The following is a 20,221-nucleotide window of genomic DNA, read 5'->3' as shown; positions in this document are numbered from 1 at the left end:
GACTTGATTTGCGATGTCACTGAGCGCGTCGGTGAAGCCTGTCCGATGGACAAGAGGTGTTCATGTATTGTGCGGTGCCGAATGGCCCGTGGTGCATGCGCCGTTAGCCAGAAACGAGGGCAGTGTTTTGAAGCGTAGAGCGTTTACTCTTACTCTTGGTGCGGCGCTGCTTGGCGCCATAAGCGTGTCCGCTGGCTGCTCGAGGTTCGGGTATTCGACCCCGGACGTGTGGTATAGAGCTACGCACGGGTGGGGCGCGTTAGATACCGCCGCAAGGACCATCCAGAGAGAGGATCCGTACGCTGACTTTATACAAGAGGCGAAGAATAACGGAGTGTCCGTGCGGAGAGATCTTATCTCGAAGAATGGCTCGACAAGCCTGGCCATAGAGGCGACGGGGAAATTCGAAGGCATTAATGTCGGTGGCGGTTACAAGGATGAGAGCGCGTCTACAGAGTATGGAAATGGGGAGTACTGGAATGGTAGCAAATGGGTCGACTGGGGAGGATGCTGAGATGGGTCGCGTCATGCTCGTAAACAATGTTGGGCGGCGCGCTGCCTGCATAGGAGGAATGACGACTCTGCTGGCAGCGTTGACGGCGTGCTCGGGTGGTGTCGACAGGTCTGCCGGTAGCGCCTCGTCCCGTGGCCAGGGGACCGATAGTGTGACTGCGTCCGCTGAGCCCACGGCCACGCCTACGGTGCCGCAGTGGCGCCCCCCGTCGGAGATCTCGCAGACGCCGGACCTGCCGACGAGGGGAATCCAACCGGTGTCGGGTGCATCAGGTAAGCAGGTGGAGATGTACGGACTCACGCTGACAGTTCCAGAGGAGTCGAGCATACGGGAATGGACTAACGACCGGGGCTCGCCGATGACATCGGTGATGCTTGCCGGAGCGGATGAGGAGTTCCCGTATCTAGTAGTGAGCCACGTTGACAGCTCGGGTAATACGTTGGAGCAGGAGTCTTACCTTCAGGAGACCCTGCTCGCCGGTCCTGGGAGAGAGGACACATATGTGGCGCGTACGCCGGAGACGTGGCCCGTAGGTTCGGAGATGGCGGATGCGTACATGCTGACGTGGACCCACGACGAACCGCAGGCAGATGGGACCAGCGTGACGACGGATCGCGCTGCGCTGTTGGTCGCGGATGGGCCTACCGGAAGGTGGCGGATCATTGCAGCAGCGCAGCCCGGAGAGCTGACTGAGGACAGCATCGCTTGGCAGGCCATGCTCACCGCCACAATTGACCGGCCATGAAAGGATGATTGTGGAGTCTTTGCGTAGACTACGCAATATAGTCGGAGGTTGCTTGGCGGGGTTCGTCACCGCTCTTGTGATGGCCGTTGTTGTCATGTTGGTTCCAGGGCTGGTTTCCGCCACAGGGGCGTAGTCTACGAGTTTGGTGACCCCGTATGTGTTCTTGGAAAGTTTGCGGCAACTGGTCGTGAGTTGTGCCATGCTAATGGTGTTGGCTCCGGCGGTGGGTTGCGAAACTGGACTCAGGGCCTCGCTCATGCATGTGCGTATGCCATCGGAGCTTCTCTGTTGGTGCTGTTGTTCCAGTTGGCGACGCTTGGCCAAACCGGAATGCCCATGTTGGTCGAAGCTGTGGCTTTGCTTGTTGGTTCGCTCATAGCTGCTGCTGTGGTACGTCCTAATTCTGGAGAGAACGTGCCGACGTCACCGGGGGTGAAATCCTACACGGGTTAGGGGTGCCAGGGCTGCGTTCTTGTTGCGGCTATGCACGATGCTGAGTTGCGCGGTGACTCCGTTAGCAGAGTCGATGCGGGGCGGTCGTGACCGCCGCCACGCGCCCCTGTGCCCGACATGCGCGATACTGAAGACGTAGCGAGCGTAGTGCTGTCGCGGATGTGTGCCCATGTCAGGCATTATGGTTTAGATGTCGGTACCGAAGTCGCGCTCGGCGTCAAGGTTGGAGGAGGGTTCGGCATGAGTCGTGAGGAATCTGTTACGGTCTCGTCGCAGTATTTTGCGTCGCCCTCGGTGCCGGGTGCGCAAAGGCAATTGAAGGAGAATGAGTTGTGCTTTGACGACTAGGGTGAGGCTGTGATGTTGGTGATATTATGCTTGAGTGTAAGGATATGGTTGTGAGGCGTAGAACGTTTTCTCTTACTCTTGGTGCGGCGCTGCTTGGCGCTCTAAGTGTGTCCGCTGGCTGCTCGAGGTCCGGGCATTCGACCCCGGACGGGTGGTATAGAGCTACGCACGGGTGTGGCGCGTTCGATCTGCGGAATGATTGGCATGAGGTTGAGATTCCCGCGGATGCTAACCTTCTTGGTTGGGACTACATCGTGCAGGATGCTGCTGAATTCGGTGACCCGGATACGCAGGTGCGGTTCGGTGCCATGACGAACGGCGGGTACAACGAGTATTTGGTGTATCCGCCGGAGTCTGCGGAAGACCTCGCGAGTGACATGGCCGGCTTTGCGCTGTTCAATGACTACAAGGCCAAGTCTGTGCATGCGGTTCGAATGGAAGGGGTGGCGGACGAGATTTGGAGGATCGACTACCCCAATGACGATCCCGTGACGCTGTCTTACCTGTTGACCGCTAAAGATGATGACTATGACGAAATGCTCGTAGTCGGTTTGACGGGGCCTGGTGTCGATGAGAATCTGCTGGAGACGGTCGCGGCTGGTATAGAGGTGGTTCATCGTGGCTGAGCGGAATGGTAAGGCGAAGCGGCCCACGGCGCTGATTTTGCTCGTGGCTTGGATCGTAGGCATTCTCCTGTGGTGGTTGTTGCGGACCGGGCTTCGCGTGCTCGGCGGCGCAACGCAGGGCGGCGTACTGGCTTTGGTCCTGAATGTGAGCCCGTCGGTTTTGATGCCGGCTGTCGTGGCGTTCGTGGTCGCTTTGACGCTGCCGCGACAGCGGGTCCGCGAATGGGGTCTGCTTGCTGCGGCTGTCTTTCCTGTGCCGGTGTTCTGGGGGATACAGACTCGGATCGGATTGCCCGACTATGTCCCGACGTACGTGCCGGTGGCTACGTTTGTCTTGACGCTGATCGGCGCCACCATTGGTGCGCTCATTGGACGCGCATGCTGGGGCGTCGGTGAAACGCAGAGACCGTCTTGGCGGCCTTCGGATAGATGAGTGTACGTCGGCCGGAGGTGTGGCCGCTTGGCCGGGCGACGGTGGATGCACATGATGACGTGGACCCATCAGGCTAAGGTTCAAGACTGGGGTCGCGTCACCACAGACGAAGCGGCGTTCTTCATCGCGGATGGTGCGACGGGCAGTTGGCGGATCAGTGCACGCGCGCAGCCTGGGGAACCGGTGGAGGATCTCGCCTCCTGGCAGCCCGTGCTCACGACCGGTAGACGGATCGTGAAGGAAGCAGGTGCGCCACGGCTACCGCTCTGACTTCTGAACTCGGGTGGAAGTCACTGATGCTCGGCACTGGGCTACGCGTCGCAGTCAAATGCGAGGCGTCGTGTCGATGATGGTTCCGCGCACTATGTTGAGCTGTGCGGCCGTGCCTGTGGGCATCTCTATGGTGGCGTGCGCGTTCAAGCGGGGTAGGCAGAGTCGACGCGGCGGGGCTGTGGTGACGGCGACTACACGGCCGTGGCGTCCGACGTATACGAGGTCGAGGGCGTAACGCATACCGAAGGTGTGCACCCAGTTGCATGCCTTGATCCACAGTGCGCCGTCGAGCCCGTCCGTGCCCAGTAGGCCCGTGTTTCGCTGCTTGCGAGTGCGGGCAATCCACGTTCTCACGGAGGTCGGCGCGCCGTCCACAACCAGCACTCGCTCGGGGGCGTCGGCGGCCCAGACGGGACGGGAAGTACTCATGGGGCCACCGTCTCATGCTCGGGGAGTGTTGTCACGGGTGGGTTGCAGGTTAGGGACGGCGAGGGGTGCCCGGGTATACCCGCGGAGTGGGGGTGGGCTCCCCATGGTGTGGGGTTGATCGTCTTGTTACGGTTGGCGGGTTCAAGATGCTGAGCACTTCGGTGTGTGCCCAAAGGGGTGGTTTTGGTGATGTTGTGTCGGCGTGAGGTGCTGACGGGTTCTGCGGCGGTAGCTGTGGCTGCGGCGCTTGCCGCCTGTGCGGACGACGGCGGTAGCGTGACCGATGCTTCGGTGGTCCCCTCGGGTAGTGCCAGCGGTGGGGTGACGGCGTCGGCGAACTCCGATCCGGTGGTGCTGAAATGGACGTGGAAGGGTCAGGCTCTGACCTCTCGTGTAGGCCCCGCGGTTGTTCAAAGCGGTTACACGATTGTGCGCGTGGTGGTGTCGGCGGACTCCGATGAGTCTTTTTCGCTGAGTGGCTGGTTGTTCGGGGGTGGGTTGGACGCTTATACAATGGCTGCAGTGAGACTGTTGTCCTTGCGGGACAAGATTGCGTTCCTCGAAGTAGGTCGGAGTAAGGAGGGCCTGACTGCTGACGTCGAGGCGGGGGCGTCGGTGGAGCTGTTTCCGGTGTTTGGCGCGGCACCGGAAGACATGAAGTCGGTGGACCTGCTGTTTCCGAACGCTGGTGTGGCATTGGGCGTGCCGGTGGTGGATGCCGGCGAGGCCGGATTTGACGTCACTGCGGCGATCGCTGGTTCGAAGATCGATGAGGATATTCATTCGGGTCCGTTCGAGCTGAGCTCGTTGGTGGTGGCTGCGGATCGTTCCGCGGATACGGAGAAGGACGATGTGTCGACGACGGTTAATGTGTCGGGCGATGTGTTGTTCGCGACGGACTCGGCGGAGCTTACTGACCGGGCCGATGAGTTGCTGGGCTCGGTGGTGGAGCAGCTGGAGCTGTACCCCTCGGGTGGTGAGTTGGCGATTACGGGGCATACCGACGATGTGGCTGACGATGCGTATAACCAGGGCTTGTCGGAGCGTCGTGCCAAGGCGGTGTCGGATCGATTGGGTGAGTTGACTGAGCTGTCTGCATGGGAGGTGTCGGTGTCGGGGAAGGGTGAGTCTGAGCCGCGGGTGGCGAATGACTCCGATGAGAACCGGCAACTGAACCGGCGGGTGGAGATCGTATTGACCCCCACGGATCCCAGCGAGGCCAGTGCCACGGCGCCTAACGCGGGCTCGGCTGGTGGGTCGGGTGACGTGCCCGAGCCCAAGGGGCCGGTTGGGCGTGGCCCGGACGGCGTGGATATCGAGATCGACGGGGTCCCGGCCCGTATCTCCCTCGATTCCGTCGTCAGGTATGAGGGTTACCTTATCGGCACGGTCAAGATCTCCCCTGAACAAGAGGTGAGCGTTCCGTTGTTCTTACTGCGGATTCCTGATGAGTTGCTTTATATCAGAATGTGGTCTTCCTATGCTGCCACTGGTTTCACCCTGCTCAAGGGGGAGTCCCGTCACCTCGTTGTTGACTTCACGGACTCCGGAGAAGATAATCGTATTCTCGCAAATCATGAAATGTCCAACCTCGTGGCGGGTGACACGCGTAGTCTCCCGGTAGTGTGGCCGGACACGGGCGAGGATACGGTAATCATGGATATGATCGGTGAGGATGACGCATTCGGGCAACACCTCGCGGTCCGGCTTACCGACATCCCCGTCGTCGAGCCCTGAGTGAGTCCCTGGTCGTCTGCCGCGGTCGGCGGTCGCGTGACCAAGAGCACCGCCGTCCGCCGTCGCCGGGCTTGCGCCGCAGGGCGGGCCCGCGTGTATGGTGGCGCCTGCCAAAGACCGCAGGTCTCCCGCACTAGCGGGGCCAAGTCCGCAGCAAGCGGAGCCGGCGCAGGTGAGAACGAGCCCGACCGCTGACTCGGATGTACGAGCGCGGCTGCGAGCCCCGTGCCCACCGGCGCGGGGCTTTTCTGGTGTCGGAGCCTGCGGCAGACCACGGAAGGAGGGCCCATGGCAAGGCCTGAGAAGGACGCGGCTGTTGCACAGCTGGCGGACAAATTCCGTGAGGCCAACGCCGTTCTGCTCACCGAGTACCGTGGGCTGAGCGTCGCCGACCTCAGGGAACTGCGCCGCTCGCTCGCCGGCAACGCCGAGTACACCGTGGCGAAGAACACGCTGGCCGCCATCGCCGCCCGCCGCGTCGGACTCGACGCGATCGTGGACGACCTCAAGGGCCCCACCGCTCTGACCTTCGTCACCGGTGAGCCGGTCGAGGCCGCCAAGGCGCTGCGTGACTTCGCCAAGGACAACAAGAACCTCATCGTCAAGGGTGGCGTCATGGACGGCAACGCCCTGAGCGCCGATGAGGTCGACAAGCTCGCCTCGCTCGAATCCCGCGAGGTCCTGCTGGCCAAGGCCGCGGGCGCTATGAAGGCGTCCCTGTCCAAGGCTGCATACCTGTTCGTCGCGCCCGCCTCCAAGGCGGTCCGCACCGTCGACGCCCTGCGCGAGAAGCAGGAGAGCGCGGCCTGAGCCGCGTGCGCCACCAACTTCAACCCATTGGCCTGCGCTCCAACACAGCAGCAACAGCAGAAGCAGTGCAGGACCCCTTTTCCAGGAAGGAACGCCCATCATGGCGAAGCTGACCACCGACGAGCTCATTGAGGCCTTCAAGGAGCTCTCCCTCATCGAGCTGTCCGAGTTCGTCAAGGCCTTCGAGGAGACCTTCGACGTGACCGCCGCCGCTCCGGCCGCCGCGGTCGTCGCCGCCGCCCCCGGTGCCGCAGCCCCGGCCGCCGAGGAGGAGAAGACCGAGTTCGACGTCGTTCTCGAGTCCGCCGGCGACAAGAAGATCCAGGTCATCAAGGAGGTGCGTGCCCTGACCTCCCTCGGCCTGAAGGAGGCCAAGGACCTCGTTGAGGCCGCCCCCAAGGCCATCCTCGAGGGCGCCGCCAAGGATGCCGCCGAGAAGGCCAAGGCTCAGCTCGAGGGCGCCGGCGCCACCGTCACCCTCAAGTGAGTCCGGCCCCTATGTCATATGCGTTTTGCTGACGGCTAGGGACTGTCTCAACTCCAGCGTCTCCCCAACCACCGGTGAGTGGTTGGGGAGACGTCATGTTTCGGGGGATGCGTGGGTACGAGCTGCGGGTCGCCGCCGGGTTGTCTGGTTATCGATGCGGAGGTTATCGGGTTATCGGGGGGTGCGCGGTTCGGGTGTGCTGTGGTGGTCGGTGGGGATGGTGGTTCGTCAGGTACCGCGTCGGTTCGCGCGCCTACCCCGCGAACCGTCGCAACAAGCAGCGAAGCGCCGGCGCCAAGTGACGGACCGTCGTCGCAACACGCGAACCGCCGGGCGGCACGCGCCGGCCACTGGCGGGGACGCGCCGGCCTGCGCACGGATGGACCGCCTACGTGCCGATGGACCGCCTGCGTGCGGTTGGACCGCCTGAGACGCGTTCTCAGGCAGTCCAAGTGGAGTTACCCGGTCCAAGTGGAGTTACCCGGTCCAAGTGGAGTTACCCGGTCCAAGTGGAGTTTCCCGGTCCAAGTGGAGTTACCAGGCCGGCCGGGGGGCGCGGAGCCCGGCCTGGCCCGAACGATCCACCCGCCGGCACCAGTGCCCACGAGGATCGCGTGGAGCCCACCGCCACCAAGAACGTTGACGAATCCGACAAGCCCCAGCCTCCAGGCGCGCCGTGACCCAGAAAAGACTGTGGTCCCTGAGCCGGGCCGCTCCGCGCCCACAACCCACCCACAACCGACCTCGGCACGTAACTTCTACCGATCTCGGCACGTGACTTCTACCGATCTCGGCGTGGGGGAGGAGTACGCGGGGGAGCGGGGCAGTATGGAGGATTGTGGTGGGAATCGCAAGGAGGAACGCCGTCTCGGCGTGGAACCGGGCGTAGCGACCGTGTAGGCTAGCTCTTCGCGTACCTTGTGTGTACTGGCCTCAGTGGTGCTGCCCGTCAGCCGGCCCGACCGGCCGGCCGCCCCGCGAGGGGAGTGGGGGAGGCGTCCACCAGGCCCGCACCGCAGTGTACGCAGAGTGATCCCGAGATGAGGGAAGGATCCCCTTTGGCTGCCTCGCGCACCTCTGCACCAACTGCCGCTGACATCGCCGCGCGCACCGCGTCGCGTCGTATCAATTTCGCCAAGATCGCCGAGCCGATGCAGGCTCCGAACCTTCTCGGCCTGCAGACCGAGAGCTTCGACTGGCTCGTGGGCAACGAGAAGTGGCGCGCCCGGGTGGACGCCGCCAATGCCGCCCAGCCGGGCTCGCTGCCGGAGACCTCCGGGCTGGAGGAGATCTTCGACGAGATCTCACCGATCGAGGACTTCGGCCAGACCATGGCCCTGTCCTTCCACGACCACCGCTTCGAAGAGCCGAAGTACACCGCCGAGGAGTGCCAGGAGAAGGACCTGACCTACTCCGCGCCCCTTTACGTGGTGGCGGACTTCGAGAACTTCACCACCGGTGAGATCAAGTCCCAGACGGTCTTCATGGGTGACTTCCCGCTCATGACCGACAAGGGCACCTTCATCGTCAACGGCTCCGAGCGCGTCGTCGTCTCCCAGCTGGTCCGCTCCCCGGGCGTGTACTTCGAGCGCACCACCGAGAAGGCCTCGGACAAGTACGTGTACAACGTCAAGTTCATCCCCTCGCGCGGCGCCTGGCTGGAGTTCGAGGTCGACAAGAACGACCGCGTGGCCGTGCGCATCGACCGCAAGCGCAAGCAGGACATCGCCGTCTTCCTGCTCGCCCTGGGCCTGGACGAGGCCGAGATCCGCGAGGAGTTCAAGGACTACCCGGCGCTGACCACCGCCCTGGACGAGGACCGCAAGGTCACCGCCCAGGACGAGGCGCTGCTGGACATCTACAAGAAGATCCGCCCTGGTGAGCCGCCGAGCGTCGAGGCCGGCCGCACCCTGCTGGAGAACTTCTACTTCAACGCCAAGCGCTACGACCTGGCCAAGGTCGGCCGCTACAAGATCAACAAGAAGCTCGGTCTGGCCGCGGACCTGAACGAGTCGGTGCTGCGCATCGAGGACATCGTCGCCGCCGTCAAGTACCTGCTCGCCCTGCACGCCGGCGCCGAGACCATTGAGGGCGTGCGCGACGGCGAGATCGTCGACATCGCCGTCGAGTTCGACGACATCGACCACCTGGGCAACCGGCGCATCCGCGCCGTCGGTGAGCTCATCCAGGCGCAGGTGCGCACCGGCATGAGCCGCATGGAGCGGCAGGTGCGCGAGCGCATGACCACCCAGGACGTCGAGGCCATCACCCCGAACACCCTGATCAACATCCGGCCCGTCACCGCCGCGATCAAGGAGTTCTTCGGCACCAGCCAGCTGTCCCAGTTCATGGACCAGAACAACCCGCTGGCCGGCCTGACCCACAAGCGGCGCCTGTCCGCGCTCGGTCCCGGTGGTCTGTCGCGCGAGCGCGCCTCCATGGAGGTCCGCGACGTGCACACCTCCCACTACGGGCGCATGTGCCCCATCGAGTCCCCCGAGGGCCCGAACATCGGTCTGATCGGCTCGCTGGCCACCTTCGGGCGCATCAACCCCTTCGGCTTCATCGAGACCCCCTACCGCGTGGTGCGCGACGGCCAGGTCACCGACGAGACCCACTACCTCACGGCCGACGACGAGGACCGCCACGTCATCGCCCAGGCGAACGTCGAGCTCACCGCCGACGGTCACTTCGCCGAGGACCACGTGCTGTGCCGCGTGACCGGGGGCGAGCCCGCCCTGGTGCCGGCCTCGCAGGTGGACCTCATGGACGTGTCCCCGCGGCAGATGGTCTCCGTGGGCACCTCGCTGATCCCCTTCCTCGAGCACGACGACGCAAACCGTGCGCTCATGGGCGCCAACATGCAGCGGCAGGCGGTCCCGCTCATCCGTCCCGACGCCCCGCTCGTGGGCACCGGCATGGAGCGGCGCACCGCCGTCGACGCCGGTGACGTGCTGGTCGCCTCCAAGGGCGGTGTGGTCACCGAGGTGTGCGCCGACTTCGTGCGCGTGGCCAACGACGACGGCACCGAGACCGTCTACAAGGTCGCCAAGTTCCGCCGCTCCAACCAGGGCAACTGCTACAACCAGCGCGTGGTCGCCTCCGAGGGCGAGCGCGTCGAGGTCGGCTCCGTGCTGGCGGACGGCCCGGCCACCGCCGACGGCGACCTGGCCCTGGGGCAGAACCTCCTGGTCGCCTTCATGACCTGGGAGGGCCTGAACTACGAGGACGCCATCATCGTCTCCCAGCGCGTGGTCGCCGAGGACATCCTGACCTCGATCCACATCGAGGAGCACGAGGTCGACGCCCGCGACACCAAGCTCGGCGCCGAGGAGATCACCCGCGACATCCCCAACGTCTCCGAGGAGGCGCTGGCGAACCTGGACGAGCGCGGCATCATCCGCATCGGCGCCGAGGTCCGCAGCGGCGACATCCTGGTGGGCAAGGTCACCCCCAAGGGAGAGACCGAGCTGACCAGCGAGGAGCGGCTGCTGCGCGCGATCTTCGGCGAGAAGGCCCGCGAGGTGCGCGACACCTCCCTGCGCGTCCCCCACGGCGAGTACGGCATCGTCACCGGCGTGCGCGAGTTCGACGCCTCCTCCGAGGACGCCGAGTTGCCCGCCGGCGTCAACCGGATGGTGCGCGTGTACATCGCCCAGCGCCGCAAGATCACCGTGGGTGACAAGCTCTCCGGCCGCCACGGCAACAAGGGCGTCATCTCCAAGATCCTGCCCGTGGAGGACATGCCCTTCCTCGCCGACGGCACCCCGGTGGACGTCATCCTCAACCCGTTGGGCGTGCCCAGCCGCATGAACGTTGGCCAGGTACTCGAGCTGCACCTGGGCTGGGTGGCCTCCCGCGGTTGGGACGCCTCCGCCGCCCGCGAGGCCGGCGAGGAGTGGGCTCGGCGCCTGCCCGAGAACGGCGTGGTGGCCGAGCCCCGCACGCCCGTGGCCACCCCGGTGTTCGACGGCGTGCGCGACGACGAGCTGATGGGTCTGCTGGACTCCGCGCTGCCGGGCCGGGACGGCGTCCAGCTGATGCAGCCCAACGGCAAGGCGCGCCTGTTCGACGGCCGCTCGGGCGAGCCCTTCCCGTACCCGATCTCGGTCGGCTACATGTACATCCTCAAGCTCCACCACCTGGTGGACGACAAGATCCACGCCCGCTCCACCGGCCCGTACTCGATGATCACCCAGCAGCCGCTGGGCGGTAAGGCGCAGTTCGGCGGTCAGCGCTTCGGCGAGATGGAGGTGTGGGCCATGGAGGCGTACGGCGCCGCCCACGCCCTCCAGGAGCTGCTCACCGTCAAGTCCGACGATGTGTCGGGCCGCGTGAAGGTCTACGAGGCCATTGTCAAGGGCGAGGACATCCCCGAGCCCGGCATCCCCGAGTCCTTCAAGGTGCTCATGAAGGAGATGCAGTCGCTGTGCCTGAACGTCGAGGCCCTGGACGCCGAGGGCAACGCCATCGGCCTGGATGACACCGACGACGACGGTCGGCGCGCCTCCGAGGAACTCGGCTTCGACCTGGGTCGCCGCCCCGGCGGAAACGCCGTGACGGTGGACGAGATCTGACCGCAACGGCCCCGGGAGGGGCGCCGCCGAGCGCCCCTCCCGGAGGCCAACGGGCTCCGTGCCGCCGTGGAACCGCAGCACCGGGGACCCCACAACTTTTGAGCTGACCACTCTGATTCGGAAGTAGGAACTGTGCTCGACGCCAACGTGTTCGACAGGATCCAGCTCGGCCTTGCCACTGCCGAGGACATCAAGTCCTGGTCGCATGGCGAGGTCAAGAAGCCCGAGACCATCAACTACCGCACCCTCAAGCCGGAGAAGGACGGACTCTTCTGCGAGAAGATCTTCGGCCCCACCCGGGACTGGGAGTGCGCCTGCGGCAAGTACAAGCGTGTGCGTTACAAGGGCATCGTGTGCGAGCGCTGTGGCGTGGAGGTCACCCGCTCCAAGGTGCGCCGTGAGCGCATGGCCCACATCAAGCTGGCCGCGCCCGTCACCCACATCTGGTACTTCAAGGGCGTGCCCTCCCGCCTGGGCTACCTGCTCAACCTGGCCCCCAAGGACCTGGAGAAGGTCATCTACTTCGCCGCCCACATGGTGACCGAGGTTGACGAGGAGGCCCGCCACGACGACCTGCCCTCGCTGCGCAACGAGTTCGAGGTCAAGAAGCAGCACGTCGAGGAGGCCGGCCAGGCCGACATCGAGGCCCGCCAGCGGCGCCTCGAGGAGGACCTCGCCCAGCTCGAGGCCGAGGGCGCCGAGCAGGCGCAGCGGGACAAGGCCCGCAAGACCGCCGAGCGGGAGATGGCCTCCCTGCGCCGCAAGAACACCCGCACCCTGGAGCACATGGACAAGGTGTGGGACCGCTTCGTGTCCCTCAAGGTCGGCGACCTCGAGGGCGATGAGGTCCTCTACCGCGACATGGCCGCCGACTACGGCATCTACTTCAAGGGCGCCATGGGGGCGGAGGCAATTCAGGACCGCCTGCGCACCTTCGACCTGGAGGCCGAGGCCGCCACGCTGACCGAGATCGTTGAGAACGGCACCGGCCAGCGCAAGACCCGCGCCATCAAGCGGCTGAAGGTCATCAACGCCTTCCGCATGACCGGCACCGCCCCCGAGGCGATGGTGCTGGACAGCATTCCGGTGATCCCCCCGGATCTGCGCCCCATGGTGCAGCTGGACGGTGGCCGCTTCGCCACCTCCGACCTCAACGACCTGTACCGCCGCGTCATCAACCGCAACAACCGCCTCAAGCGGCTGATGGACCTGGGCGCCCCGACGATCATCGTCAACAACGAGAAGCGCATGCTGCAGGACGCCGTCGACGCCCTGTTCGACAACGGCCGCCGCGGCCGCCCGGTCACGGGCGTGGGCAACCGCCCGCTGAAGTCGCTGTCCGACATGCTCAAGGGCAAGCAGGGGCGGTTCCGGCAGAACCTGCTGGGCAAGCGCGTGGACTACTCGGGCCGGTCCGTCATCGTCGTCGGCCCGCAGCTCAAGCTGCACCAGTGCGGTCTGCCCAGCCAGATGGCCCTGGAGCTGTTCAAGCCCTTCGTGATGAAGCGCCTCGTGGAGCTCAAGGAGGCGCAGAACGTCAAGGCCGCCAAGCGGATGGTCGAGCGGGCCAACCCGAAGGTCTGGGACGTGCTGGCCGAGGTCATCCGGGAGCACCCGGTGCTGCTCAACCGCGCCCCCACGCTGCACCGCCTGGGTATCCAGGCCTTCGAGCCGCAGCTGATCGAGGGCAAGGCCATCCAGCTGCACCCGCTGGTGTGCGGTGCCTTCAACGCCGACTTCGACGGCGACCAGATGGCCGTGCACCTGCCGCTGGGCGCCGAGGCGCAGGCCGAGGCGCGCATCCTCATGCTCTCCTCCAACAACATCCTCAAGCCCTCCGACGGCCGCCCGGTGACCATGCCCTCCCAGGACATGATCATCGGCACGTACTACCTCACCCAGGAGCCGGACCCGGCCGTGGAGGTCGACACGGACGAGCACGGTGAGCCGATCATCCCGTCCTTCTCCTCCTACGCGGAGGCCGTCATGGCCTACGACTTCGGCAAGCTCGATGTCAACGCCGCGTGCGACATCCGCTTCGAGGAGGGCATCGCCGCGCCCGAGGACTGGCAGGCCCCCGAGAACTGGACCGAGGGCGACCCGATCACCCTGCGCACCTCCTTCGGCCGCGCCCTGTTCAACACGGCGCTGCCCGAGACCTTCCCCTACGTCAACTACACCGTTGACAAGAAGAAGCTCGGCAACATCATCAACACGCTGGCAGAGGCCTACCCGCGCGTCGAGGTGGCCGCCTGCCTGGACGCGCTCAAGGCCAACGGCTTCCACTGGTCCACCTGGTCCGGCATCACCGTGGCCTTCGCCGACGTCGTGTCCCCGCCGGCCAAGCCGGAGATCCTCGCCCGCTACGAGGCTCAGGCCGCCGAGATCGAGGACCAGTTCGCGCTCGGCGCCCTCACCGAGGACGACCGCTACAAGTCGCTGATCGACATCTGGACCAAGGCCACCGACGAGGTCGCCGAGGCCATGCGCGCCAACTTCCCCGAGCGCAACACCGTCTACCAGATGGTGGCGTCCGGCGGTCGTGGTAACTGGGACCAGATCCGCCAGCTCGCCGGCATGCGCGGCCTGGTGGCCGACCCCAAGCAGCGCCTGATCGAGCGCCCCATCAAGGCCAACTACCGCGAGGGCCTGTCCGTCCTGGAGTACTTCATCGCCACCCACGGCGCCCGCAAGGGCCTGGCCGACACGGCTCTGCGCACCGCCGACTCCGGCTACCTGACGCGCCGTCTGGTCGACGTCTCCCAGGACGTGATCGTCCGCGAGGAGGACTGCGGCACCCGCAAGGGCCTGACCAAGCGGCTGTTCACCTGGCGGGAGGTCGGCGGCGAGCGCGTCAAGGAGGTCTCCGACATCCTGGAGACCACCGTCTTCGGCACGACGCTGGCCCGTGACGCCGTGGACGCCGACGGCAACGTGGTGATCGAGGCGGGCACCGACCTCGGCGACGCCAGCATCCGCGCGGCCATCGACGCCGGCATCGAGGAGGTCGTGTGCCGGTCCGTGCTGACCTGCGACTCCGCCGTCGGCACCTGCGCCGCCTGCTACGGCCGCTCACTGGCCACCGGCAAGCGCGTCGACATCGGGGAGGCGGTCGGCATCATCGCCGCCCAGTCCATCGGTGAGCCCGGCACGCAGCTGACCATGCGCACCTTCCACACCGGTGGTGCGGCCGGCGCCGCCGACATCACCCAGGGTCTGCCCCGCGTCCAGGAGCTGTTCGAGGCCCGCACCCCGAAGGGCGAGGCCGCCGTGGCCGATGCCGCCGGCACCCTCAAGATCGAGGACGACGCCGACGGCAAGCGCCTGGTCATCACCCGTGACGACGGCGAGGAGGACCTGGTGGTCCCCGTCTCCCGCCGCCAGCGGCTGCTGGTCGTCGACGGCGACCACGTCGAGCCGGGCGACGCCCTCACCGAGGGCCCGATCGACCCCAAGAAGATCCTGCGCCTGCGCAGCGTCGGCGCCACCCAGCGCCACCTGGTGGACGAGGTTCAGGAGGTCTACCGCTCCCAGGGCGTGGACATCCACTCCAAGCACATCGAGGTCATCGTGCGGCAGATGCTGCGCCGCGTGACCGTGCTGGACACCGGCGACACCAACCTCCTCCAGGGCGACCTGGTGGACGTCTCCCGCTACCGCGAGGAGAACCGCCGGGTCATGGCGGAGGGCGGCAAGACCGCGTCCGCCCGCACCGAGCTCATGGGCATCACCAAGGCCTCGCTCGCGACCGACTCGTGGCTGAGCGCCGCCTCCTTCCAGGAGACCACGCGCGTGCTCACCGAGGCCGCCATGAGCGGCAAGTCGGACCCGCTGCTGGGCCTGAAGGAGAACGTCATCCTGGGCAAGCTGATCCCCGCCGGCACTGGTCTGGCCCGCTACTCGGACATCGAGGTGGAGCCGACCGAGGAGGTCAAGGCGGAGGTCTTCTCCCGCGCCGGCTACGCCGGCGGCGACACCTTCAGCATGGGCGACTCGGTGGCGCTGGACGACTTCTCCTTCGGTGGCGACTTCCGCGCGGACTTCTCCGATGACTTCCGCACCGGGTTCAACGCCTCCTCGGAGGACTTCCAGTTCTGAGGCGTGCGCGCTAACGGGCGCCGCCAAGCCGCTGCACCGCGGAGACCCGTAGATCGGCCCCGGCGAGCTACAGTGCTCGCCGGGGTCGGCGTCGTCGCCCGGGGGCGCCGTCTCATCTGTCGCACGTGAATTGCGACACCGGGGGCGTCGTGTAACGATGAGGCATCGTCAACCGTTACTCGCCCACTTAGGGATCTCATGAGCGACACCCCGATTCCTCCCGACTCCGCGCCCGGTGTCGGATCCGTGCCCGGCCCCGACACGGCGCCCACCGCCGGCGCGTACCCGGCCTCCCCGTACCCGGACTATGGCGCCGCGCCGTCGGCCGCACCGCCGCCGGCCGCACCGCCTTCGCCCCCGGAGGCGCCGCCGCCGGCCGCACCGGGAGCGGCGGCAGCACCGGCCCAGCCGGCGGTCCCCGGCGTCGTCAACGCCGCCCTGATGCCGCTGACTCGTGGGCCTGCGCTCGCGACCGTGGGACTAACGGCGCTGGTGGTACTCGGCACCGCGCTGGTGTCGGCGGCCCTGTTGCTGGCTGGACTCAGCATGACGGGGGAGGAGGACCTGTCCGTCTCCGCGAGCATGCTGCCCGTGATGATGGGGTTCAGCCTCAGCGGGCAGCTGCAAATGGCTGCCGCCGCGTTCGGCGTCTCGCTCGCAGCGGGCATCACCCTGCTGCCCCTGGGGACACTGGTGGCCGTGGCCGTCGGCGTCTTCATCCTTGCAAGACGTAGGACGGCGACTGACCTCTCGGCCGGGCCCCTGGGCGCGGTCGCACTGCGCGCCGGAGTCGAGTCCGCCGCGGTCGCCGTGGTAACCTGCCTGCTGACCGGGCTGGGCTCCTTCAGGCTCGGTGACGCCGACGGGACGACCTTCAAGACGTCCCCGGGCTGGATCCTTTTCATGGTGTGGGTGATCGTCTTCGGCGCCCTGCTCCTGGCCCGGGCCGGCTCCCTGCTGGCCGCGCGAATGCCGCTCGGCCTGCGCCAGGTACTGCGGGAACTCGGCGCGCTGGTGGCCGTGGTCGGAGCCGGCCTCGGCGCGATCAGCGTCGTCGGGTGCGTGCTGGGCGCGCTCGCCAACGATGCGGTGGCGCTGATTCCCGTGATCCCGGTGCTGCTGGGGAACCTGATCATCTACCTGCTCACGCTGGGTACCTTCGGCGCCATCACCGGCTCGGGCTCCGCGCTGGGCGCCGAGATGGGCATCGACGACATTCCCGAGCTGTCCGGCGGCGTGTTCGCGTGGACTGCGCTGGGTCCCTGGGCGGTGCTGCTGTTCATCGCCACGGTGCTGGTTGCCGGTGCCGCGGCCGCCCGCATCGGCGTGCGCAGGCAGCGGCTGGCAGCCGCGGACCTGGGGCGTGCCTGGCAGCTGCCGGTCGTCGCCTTCGTCCTGAGCCTGGTGGTGCTGCACCTGCTGGTTCCTGTACGTGTCTCGGTGGCATTCCTGGGGCCACGGGCGTCGGCGAGCGCGGGCCCGGCGTGGTGGTCGAGTCTGACCCTCGCCGTCTTCGTGGCGGCAGTGTCCGTACTGGCGGAAGTGCTGCCGGCGTGGATGTACGCCAACACCGGCGGCCTGCTGCGGCTGTGCGCGGGAGCTCGGCCGGTCGACGACTGGATCGCGGGCCGGGCACAGCCAGCCCCTCCGGCAGCAACCCCGTCCCCGCTGGCGGCCACGACCACCCAACCGCCCGCCGCAGCATCGGCACCGAGCGCTTCGCCCGCCGGATACGGCGTCGCTGCGGAACCCGCCGCTACCGCGGGGTATGGGACGGCACCGAGCGTCGGCCCGACCGCATCCGCACCTCTACCGCCCGACTCGGCGGGCACGCCGGCGCCGCCTGCGGTCGCCGGGACTCCAGCGCCCGCCTACGCCGTGTCGGCCGAGTCCGCCGCGGCACCGCTGTCCGCCGACACGGCCGCGGCCGCCCCGCCGCCTCCGCTGCCCGAGCCCAAACCCATGACTGCGGCCGCCCGTCGGCGCATGAAGCTGATCGCGGGCGTCGTACTCGCCTGTGTGGTCGTCGTCGGAGCCGGCGCCATCGCGGTGCACGTGCTCAACTCCCGACGCGGCCCGGAGGGCGTCGTCGAGTCCTACCTGGGCCTGATCGCTGATGGCCATGCCGCCGACGCCACCGCCATGGTCGATCCCGGCGTCCCCAACGACCAGCGCCTGCTGCTCACCGACGAGGTGTTGGGAGCCGCCACCTCGCGCATCGAGGTGGTGGACGTGAAGGCTCCTGCAGACACGGACACGAGCGACGGCGACTCGGTCACCGTTACCGCGACGCTGTCGCTGGACGGCGAGCGCTTCGAGGTTCCCATCACGGTCAGGGCGGGGGACAAGGAGTACGGCCTGCTGAACACCTGGGAGGTGGAGACCTCGCTGATACAGGCTGTCACCCTGTACTCCTCCTCGCTCGATGCCGTCACGGTCGGCGGCACCGAGATCGCCCTGGAGGACTCCGAATACGGCGCTGCAACAGCGACGCAGTACGTCTACTACGGCGTCTACGGCCTCGGCGTCGGCGCGGATGTATCCGACTACCTGGAGCCCGACACGACCTCAATGGCGATCAAGCCCGTTTACGCATCCGAGGTGGCGGTTGAGGGCGAGGCGACCGAGACGCTGGAGACCCTCGTGCTCGACGCGGTCAATGCGCAGGCGACCGACTGCGTCACCCCGCCCGGAAACATGGACGAGGTGTGCCCTTACGCGCTGCAGTCCACGGAACTGGACTCCTTGAAGGTGACCGCCGAGGCCACGGAGGTGACGGTGGACGGCGACTCCTTCAAGAGCGGCTCGATCACCTTCACCACCCGCAACAATCCGACCAGCTGGAACAAGAATCCCAAGGATCAGGAGTGGAATTACACCTTCTCGGGCACGATCGAATGGCCGGAGGATGGTGACGACGAACCCACCATCACCGTCACCGACTCATACGTGTACTACGGATACTGAGGCCGGCGCACGGCGGCGCGGGCGTGATCCACGAGCCCGGGACCGTGTCCAAGCGCACGCCCGCGCCGTCGCGGCGCGTCGGTACGGTTGAGGGCGTACCTGTCCGCGCCGTCGGTAAGGAGAACACCCATGACCACGTCATCCGCACCCGAGCACCAGCCCGATCGGCACCCTGCGGGCGGCGCCACCCGGCGCGTGAGCGTGTTCGGCCGCAATGGCCGGGACGGGCGGCTCGACCGTGACGCGGCCGAAGCCGAGTGGCAGGACGCCCAGGCCACCCAGGCGGTCAGTACCGGTGCCGCACTCAGCGACGTCGCTGCGACCACCGCGCTGCCGGAGTCGTACGCTCCCGCTGATTACGCAGATGCCGGTTACGCGGACACCGACTATGTGTCTGCCGATGCGGGCTCGCCTCCCACCAGGGCCATGCCTGTCGACCCCAACTACGCAGCGTCGCCGGACCGGCCGACATACGCGCCCGGTGATGGGCGCGCGCAGTCGGCCGCTCAGGCCGCCCGGTCCGCGCCCGTGCGCCTGCCCGCGCCTCCGGCCCGCCGCCATACGGCCGCCACCCCGCTGGGCACGATCCTGGTGCTTGTCGCCTCCGCGCTGCTCGGCTGGGGCATTTACACGTTGCTCACCTCAGTGGACGTGTTCGCGGTGGTCCAGAGCGGCGATCTGCACATCGATACGACGGCCGCAGCGGCCTTTGTCGGTGGGGGAGTACTCGCCTTCGTCGCCTTCGTCGTTGCCGGGGTAGCCGTGGCGCGGGCGCGCCCGAAGACGGCTGCGGCGCTTCTGCTGCTGGCCTCGCTCGTGCTGCCGACGGCGGCCACGGTGGGCGGCGCCTACTACGGGGCCACAGCACTTAAGGAGCGGACCAGTGCGCAGGCCCAGGCCTACGTCGGCGCGATCGATGTCGACCGGGTCGACGCCGTCATTACCGAGGTCGAGTCGTGGGGGGTGGACATTCCCGGCAAGGAGAAGATCCTGGACATCCTCCGCGCCGCCAAGGGCGAGGGCTAGTCGGCTTCCGGTCCCTGACGGTTAGCGGGGCTTGGCCCCGGCCTGCGACCGGGGCGGCGCGGGTGGTACTTCTGGGGGCATTGCGCTCCAGGAAGAGGCGGGCGCCCGCGGCTGAGCCAAGGACTTCGCCGCCTTGTGCCTGTTGTTCCGCGAAGCTGCTGAGCTTTGGGGCCGGGCGCTCCTCGCGCCTGTGGTCGGTGTCGTCTACTACGCCGGAATGCGCTCTGGTACGCCACAAAGGTGTGTGCTGAAGGCCTCGGAAGCCTTCAGCACACACCTAACCGGCGTCGCAGACGTCGAAGTGGCGTCCCCAATGTCTTCCTGAGGGACCGTGTCCGAAAGGCCCCTCGGTAACGCCCCGGCTCAGCGCCCCGCCACCCACCGTATCCCCACATGCACGAAGAGCCGGGCACTAAGGATGTCTCCGGCTCCGCAGTAGCCACCACACTCTCACGCCAGAAGCGCCACATAAGCGGCTGCTTCGATTTGGGGGTGTGGTGGTGGAGGTTGGTGTTGTGCCTGGGGTGTGTGGGTGCTTGTGGTTCGGTCGGCCGGCCCGCGCCTGGTTCTAGTTGGACCGCCCAGCCCTGCTTGGACCGCCTGGCTCTGCTTGGACCGTCCTAGACGCTGTCTCAGGCGGTCCAACTGGAGGGACGGGGTCCATCCAGGCAAACGGGGTCCAACTGGAGGGACCCGGT

General features: G+C 66.8%; 11 protein-coding genes. 10 read left to right on the top strand and 1 reads right to left on the bottom strand.

Annotated elements, in window-relative coordinates:
* Window positions 1-800: 800 nt before the first annotated feature.
* The 3 genes from BLR49_RS03055 to BLR49_RS03045 all read left to right on the top strand — a co-directional run bounded on the left by BLR49_RS03055 (window position 801) and on the right by BLR49_RS03045 (window position 3,119).
* Complete coding sequence (locus BLR49_RS03055) at window positions 801-1,259, top strand: hypothetical protein (protein ID WP_143013676.1); 459 nt, start codon at window positions 801-803, stop codon at window positions 1,257-1,259.
* Window positions 1,260-2,314: 1,055 nt separating this feature from the next.
* Window positions 2,315-2,686: a hypothetical protein gene (locus tag BLR49_RS03050; protein WP_143013675.1), complete on the top strand. Its 372-nt coding sequence runs from the start codon at window positions 2,315-2,317 to the stop codon at window positions 2,684-2,686.
* The gene (locus BLR49_RS03045) at window positions 2,679-3,119 is read left to right on the top strand and encodes a hypothetical protein (RefSeq protein WP_092533060.1); all 441 of its coding nucleotides are present in this window, start codon (window positions 2,679-2,681) and stop codon (window positions 3,117-3,119) included. The genes BLR49_RS03050 and BLR49_RS03045 overlap by 8 nt, the downstream gene beginning before the upstream one ends.
* 324 nt (window positions 3,120-3,443) lie before the next feature.
* Here BLR49_RS03045 and BLR49_RS03040 read toward each other — a convergent pair whose 3' ends face one another.
* On the bottom strand, window positions 3,444-3,821 hold the full coding sequence (locus tag BLR49_RS03040) for a DUF192 domain-containing protein (protein ID WP_092533057.1): 378 nt from the start codon (window positions 3,819-3,821) through the stop codon (window positions 3,444-3,446).
* Between the two features lie 165 nt (window positions 3,822-3,986).
* Between BLR49_RS03040 and BLR49_RS03035 the strand changes: the two genes are divergently transcribed.
* From BLR49_RS03035 to BLR49_RS03005, 7 genes are all read left to right on the top strand, one after another.
* Window positions 3,987-5,558, top strand: coding sequence for an OmpA family protein (locus tag BLR49_RS03035; protein WP_245690337.1), 1,572 nt, complete (start codon window positions 3,987-3,989; stop codon window positions 5,556-5,558).
* Window positions 5,559-5,846: 288 nt separating this feature from the next.
* Window positions 5,847-6,368, top strand: coding sequence for a 50S ribosomal protein L10 (gene rplJ, locus BLR49_RS03030; RefSeq protein WP_092533054.1), 522 nt, complete (start codon window positions 5,847-5,849; stop codon window positions 6,366-6,368).
* A gap of 100 nt (window positions 6,369-6,468) precedes the next feature.
* The gene (rplL, locus tag BLR49_RS03025; RefSeq protein ID WP_092533051.1) at window positions 6,469-6,855 is read left to right on the top strand and encodes a 50S ribosomal protein L7/L12; all 387 of its coding nucleotides are present in this window, start codon (window positions 6,469-6,471) and stop codon (window positions 6,853-6,855) included.
* A 1,058-nt stretch (window positions 6,856-7,913) separates the two neighbouring features.
* Entirely contained in the window at window positions 7,914-11,432 is a 3,519-nt protein-coding gene (gene rpoB / locus BLR49_RS03020; protein ID WP_092533048.1) for a DNA-directed RNA polymerase subunit beta, read from the top strand.
* A gap of 132 nt (window positions 11,433-11,564) precedes the next feature.
* Window positions 11,565-15,530, top strand: coding sequence for a DNA-directed RNA polymerase subunit beta' (locus BLR49_RS03015; RefSeq protein ID WP_092533045.1), 3,966 nt, complete (start codon window positions 11,565-11,567; stop codon window positions 15,528-15,530).
* A 198-nt stretch (window positions 15,531-15,728) separates the two neighbouring features.
* On the top strand, window positions 15,729-18,497 hold the full coding sequence (locus BLR49_RS03010) for a hypothetical protein (protein ID WP_176765746.1): 2,769 nt from the start codon (window positions 15,729-15,731) through the stop codon (window positions 18,495-18,497).
* A 129-nt stretch (window positions 18,498-18,626) separates the two neighbouring features.
* The gene (locus BLR49_RS03005) at window positions 18,627-19,523 is read left to right on the top strand and encodes a hypothetical protein (protein WP_092533039.1); all 897 of its coding nucleotides are present in this window, start codon (window positions 18,627-18,629) and stop codon (window positions 19,521-19,523) included.
* Window positions 19,524-20,221: the final 698 nt, after the last annotated feature.

Origin of the sequence: Actinomyces ruminicola (genome assembly GCF_900103885.1) — a bacterium.
Lineage (GTDB): Bacteria > Actinomycetota > Actinomycetes > Actinomycetales > Actinomycetaceae > Actinomyces > Actinomyces ruminicola.
This window is presented reverse-complemented; position numbering and strand designations above follow the sequence as displayed.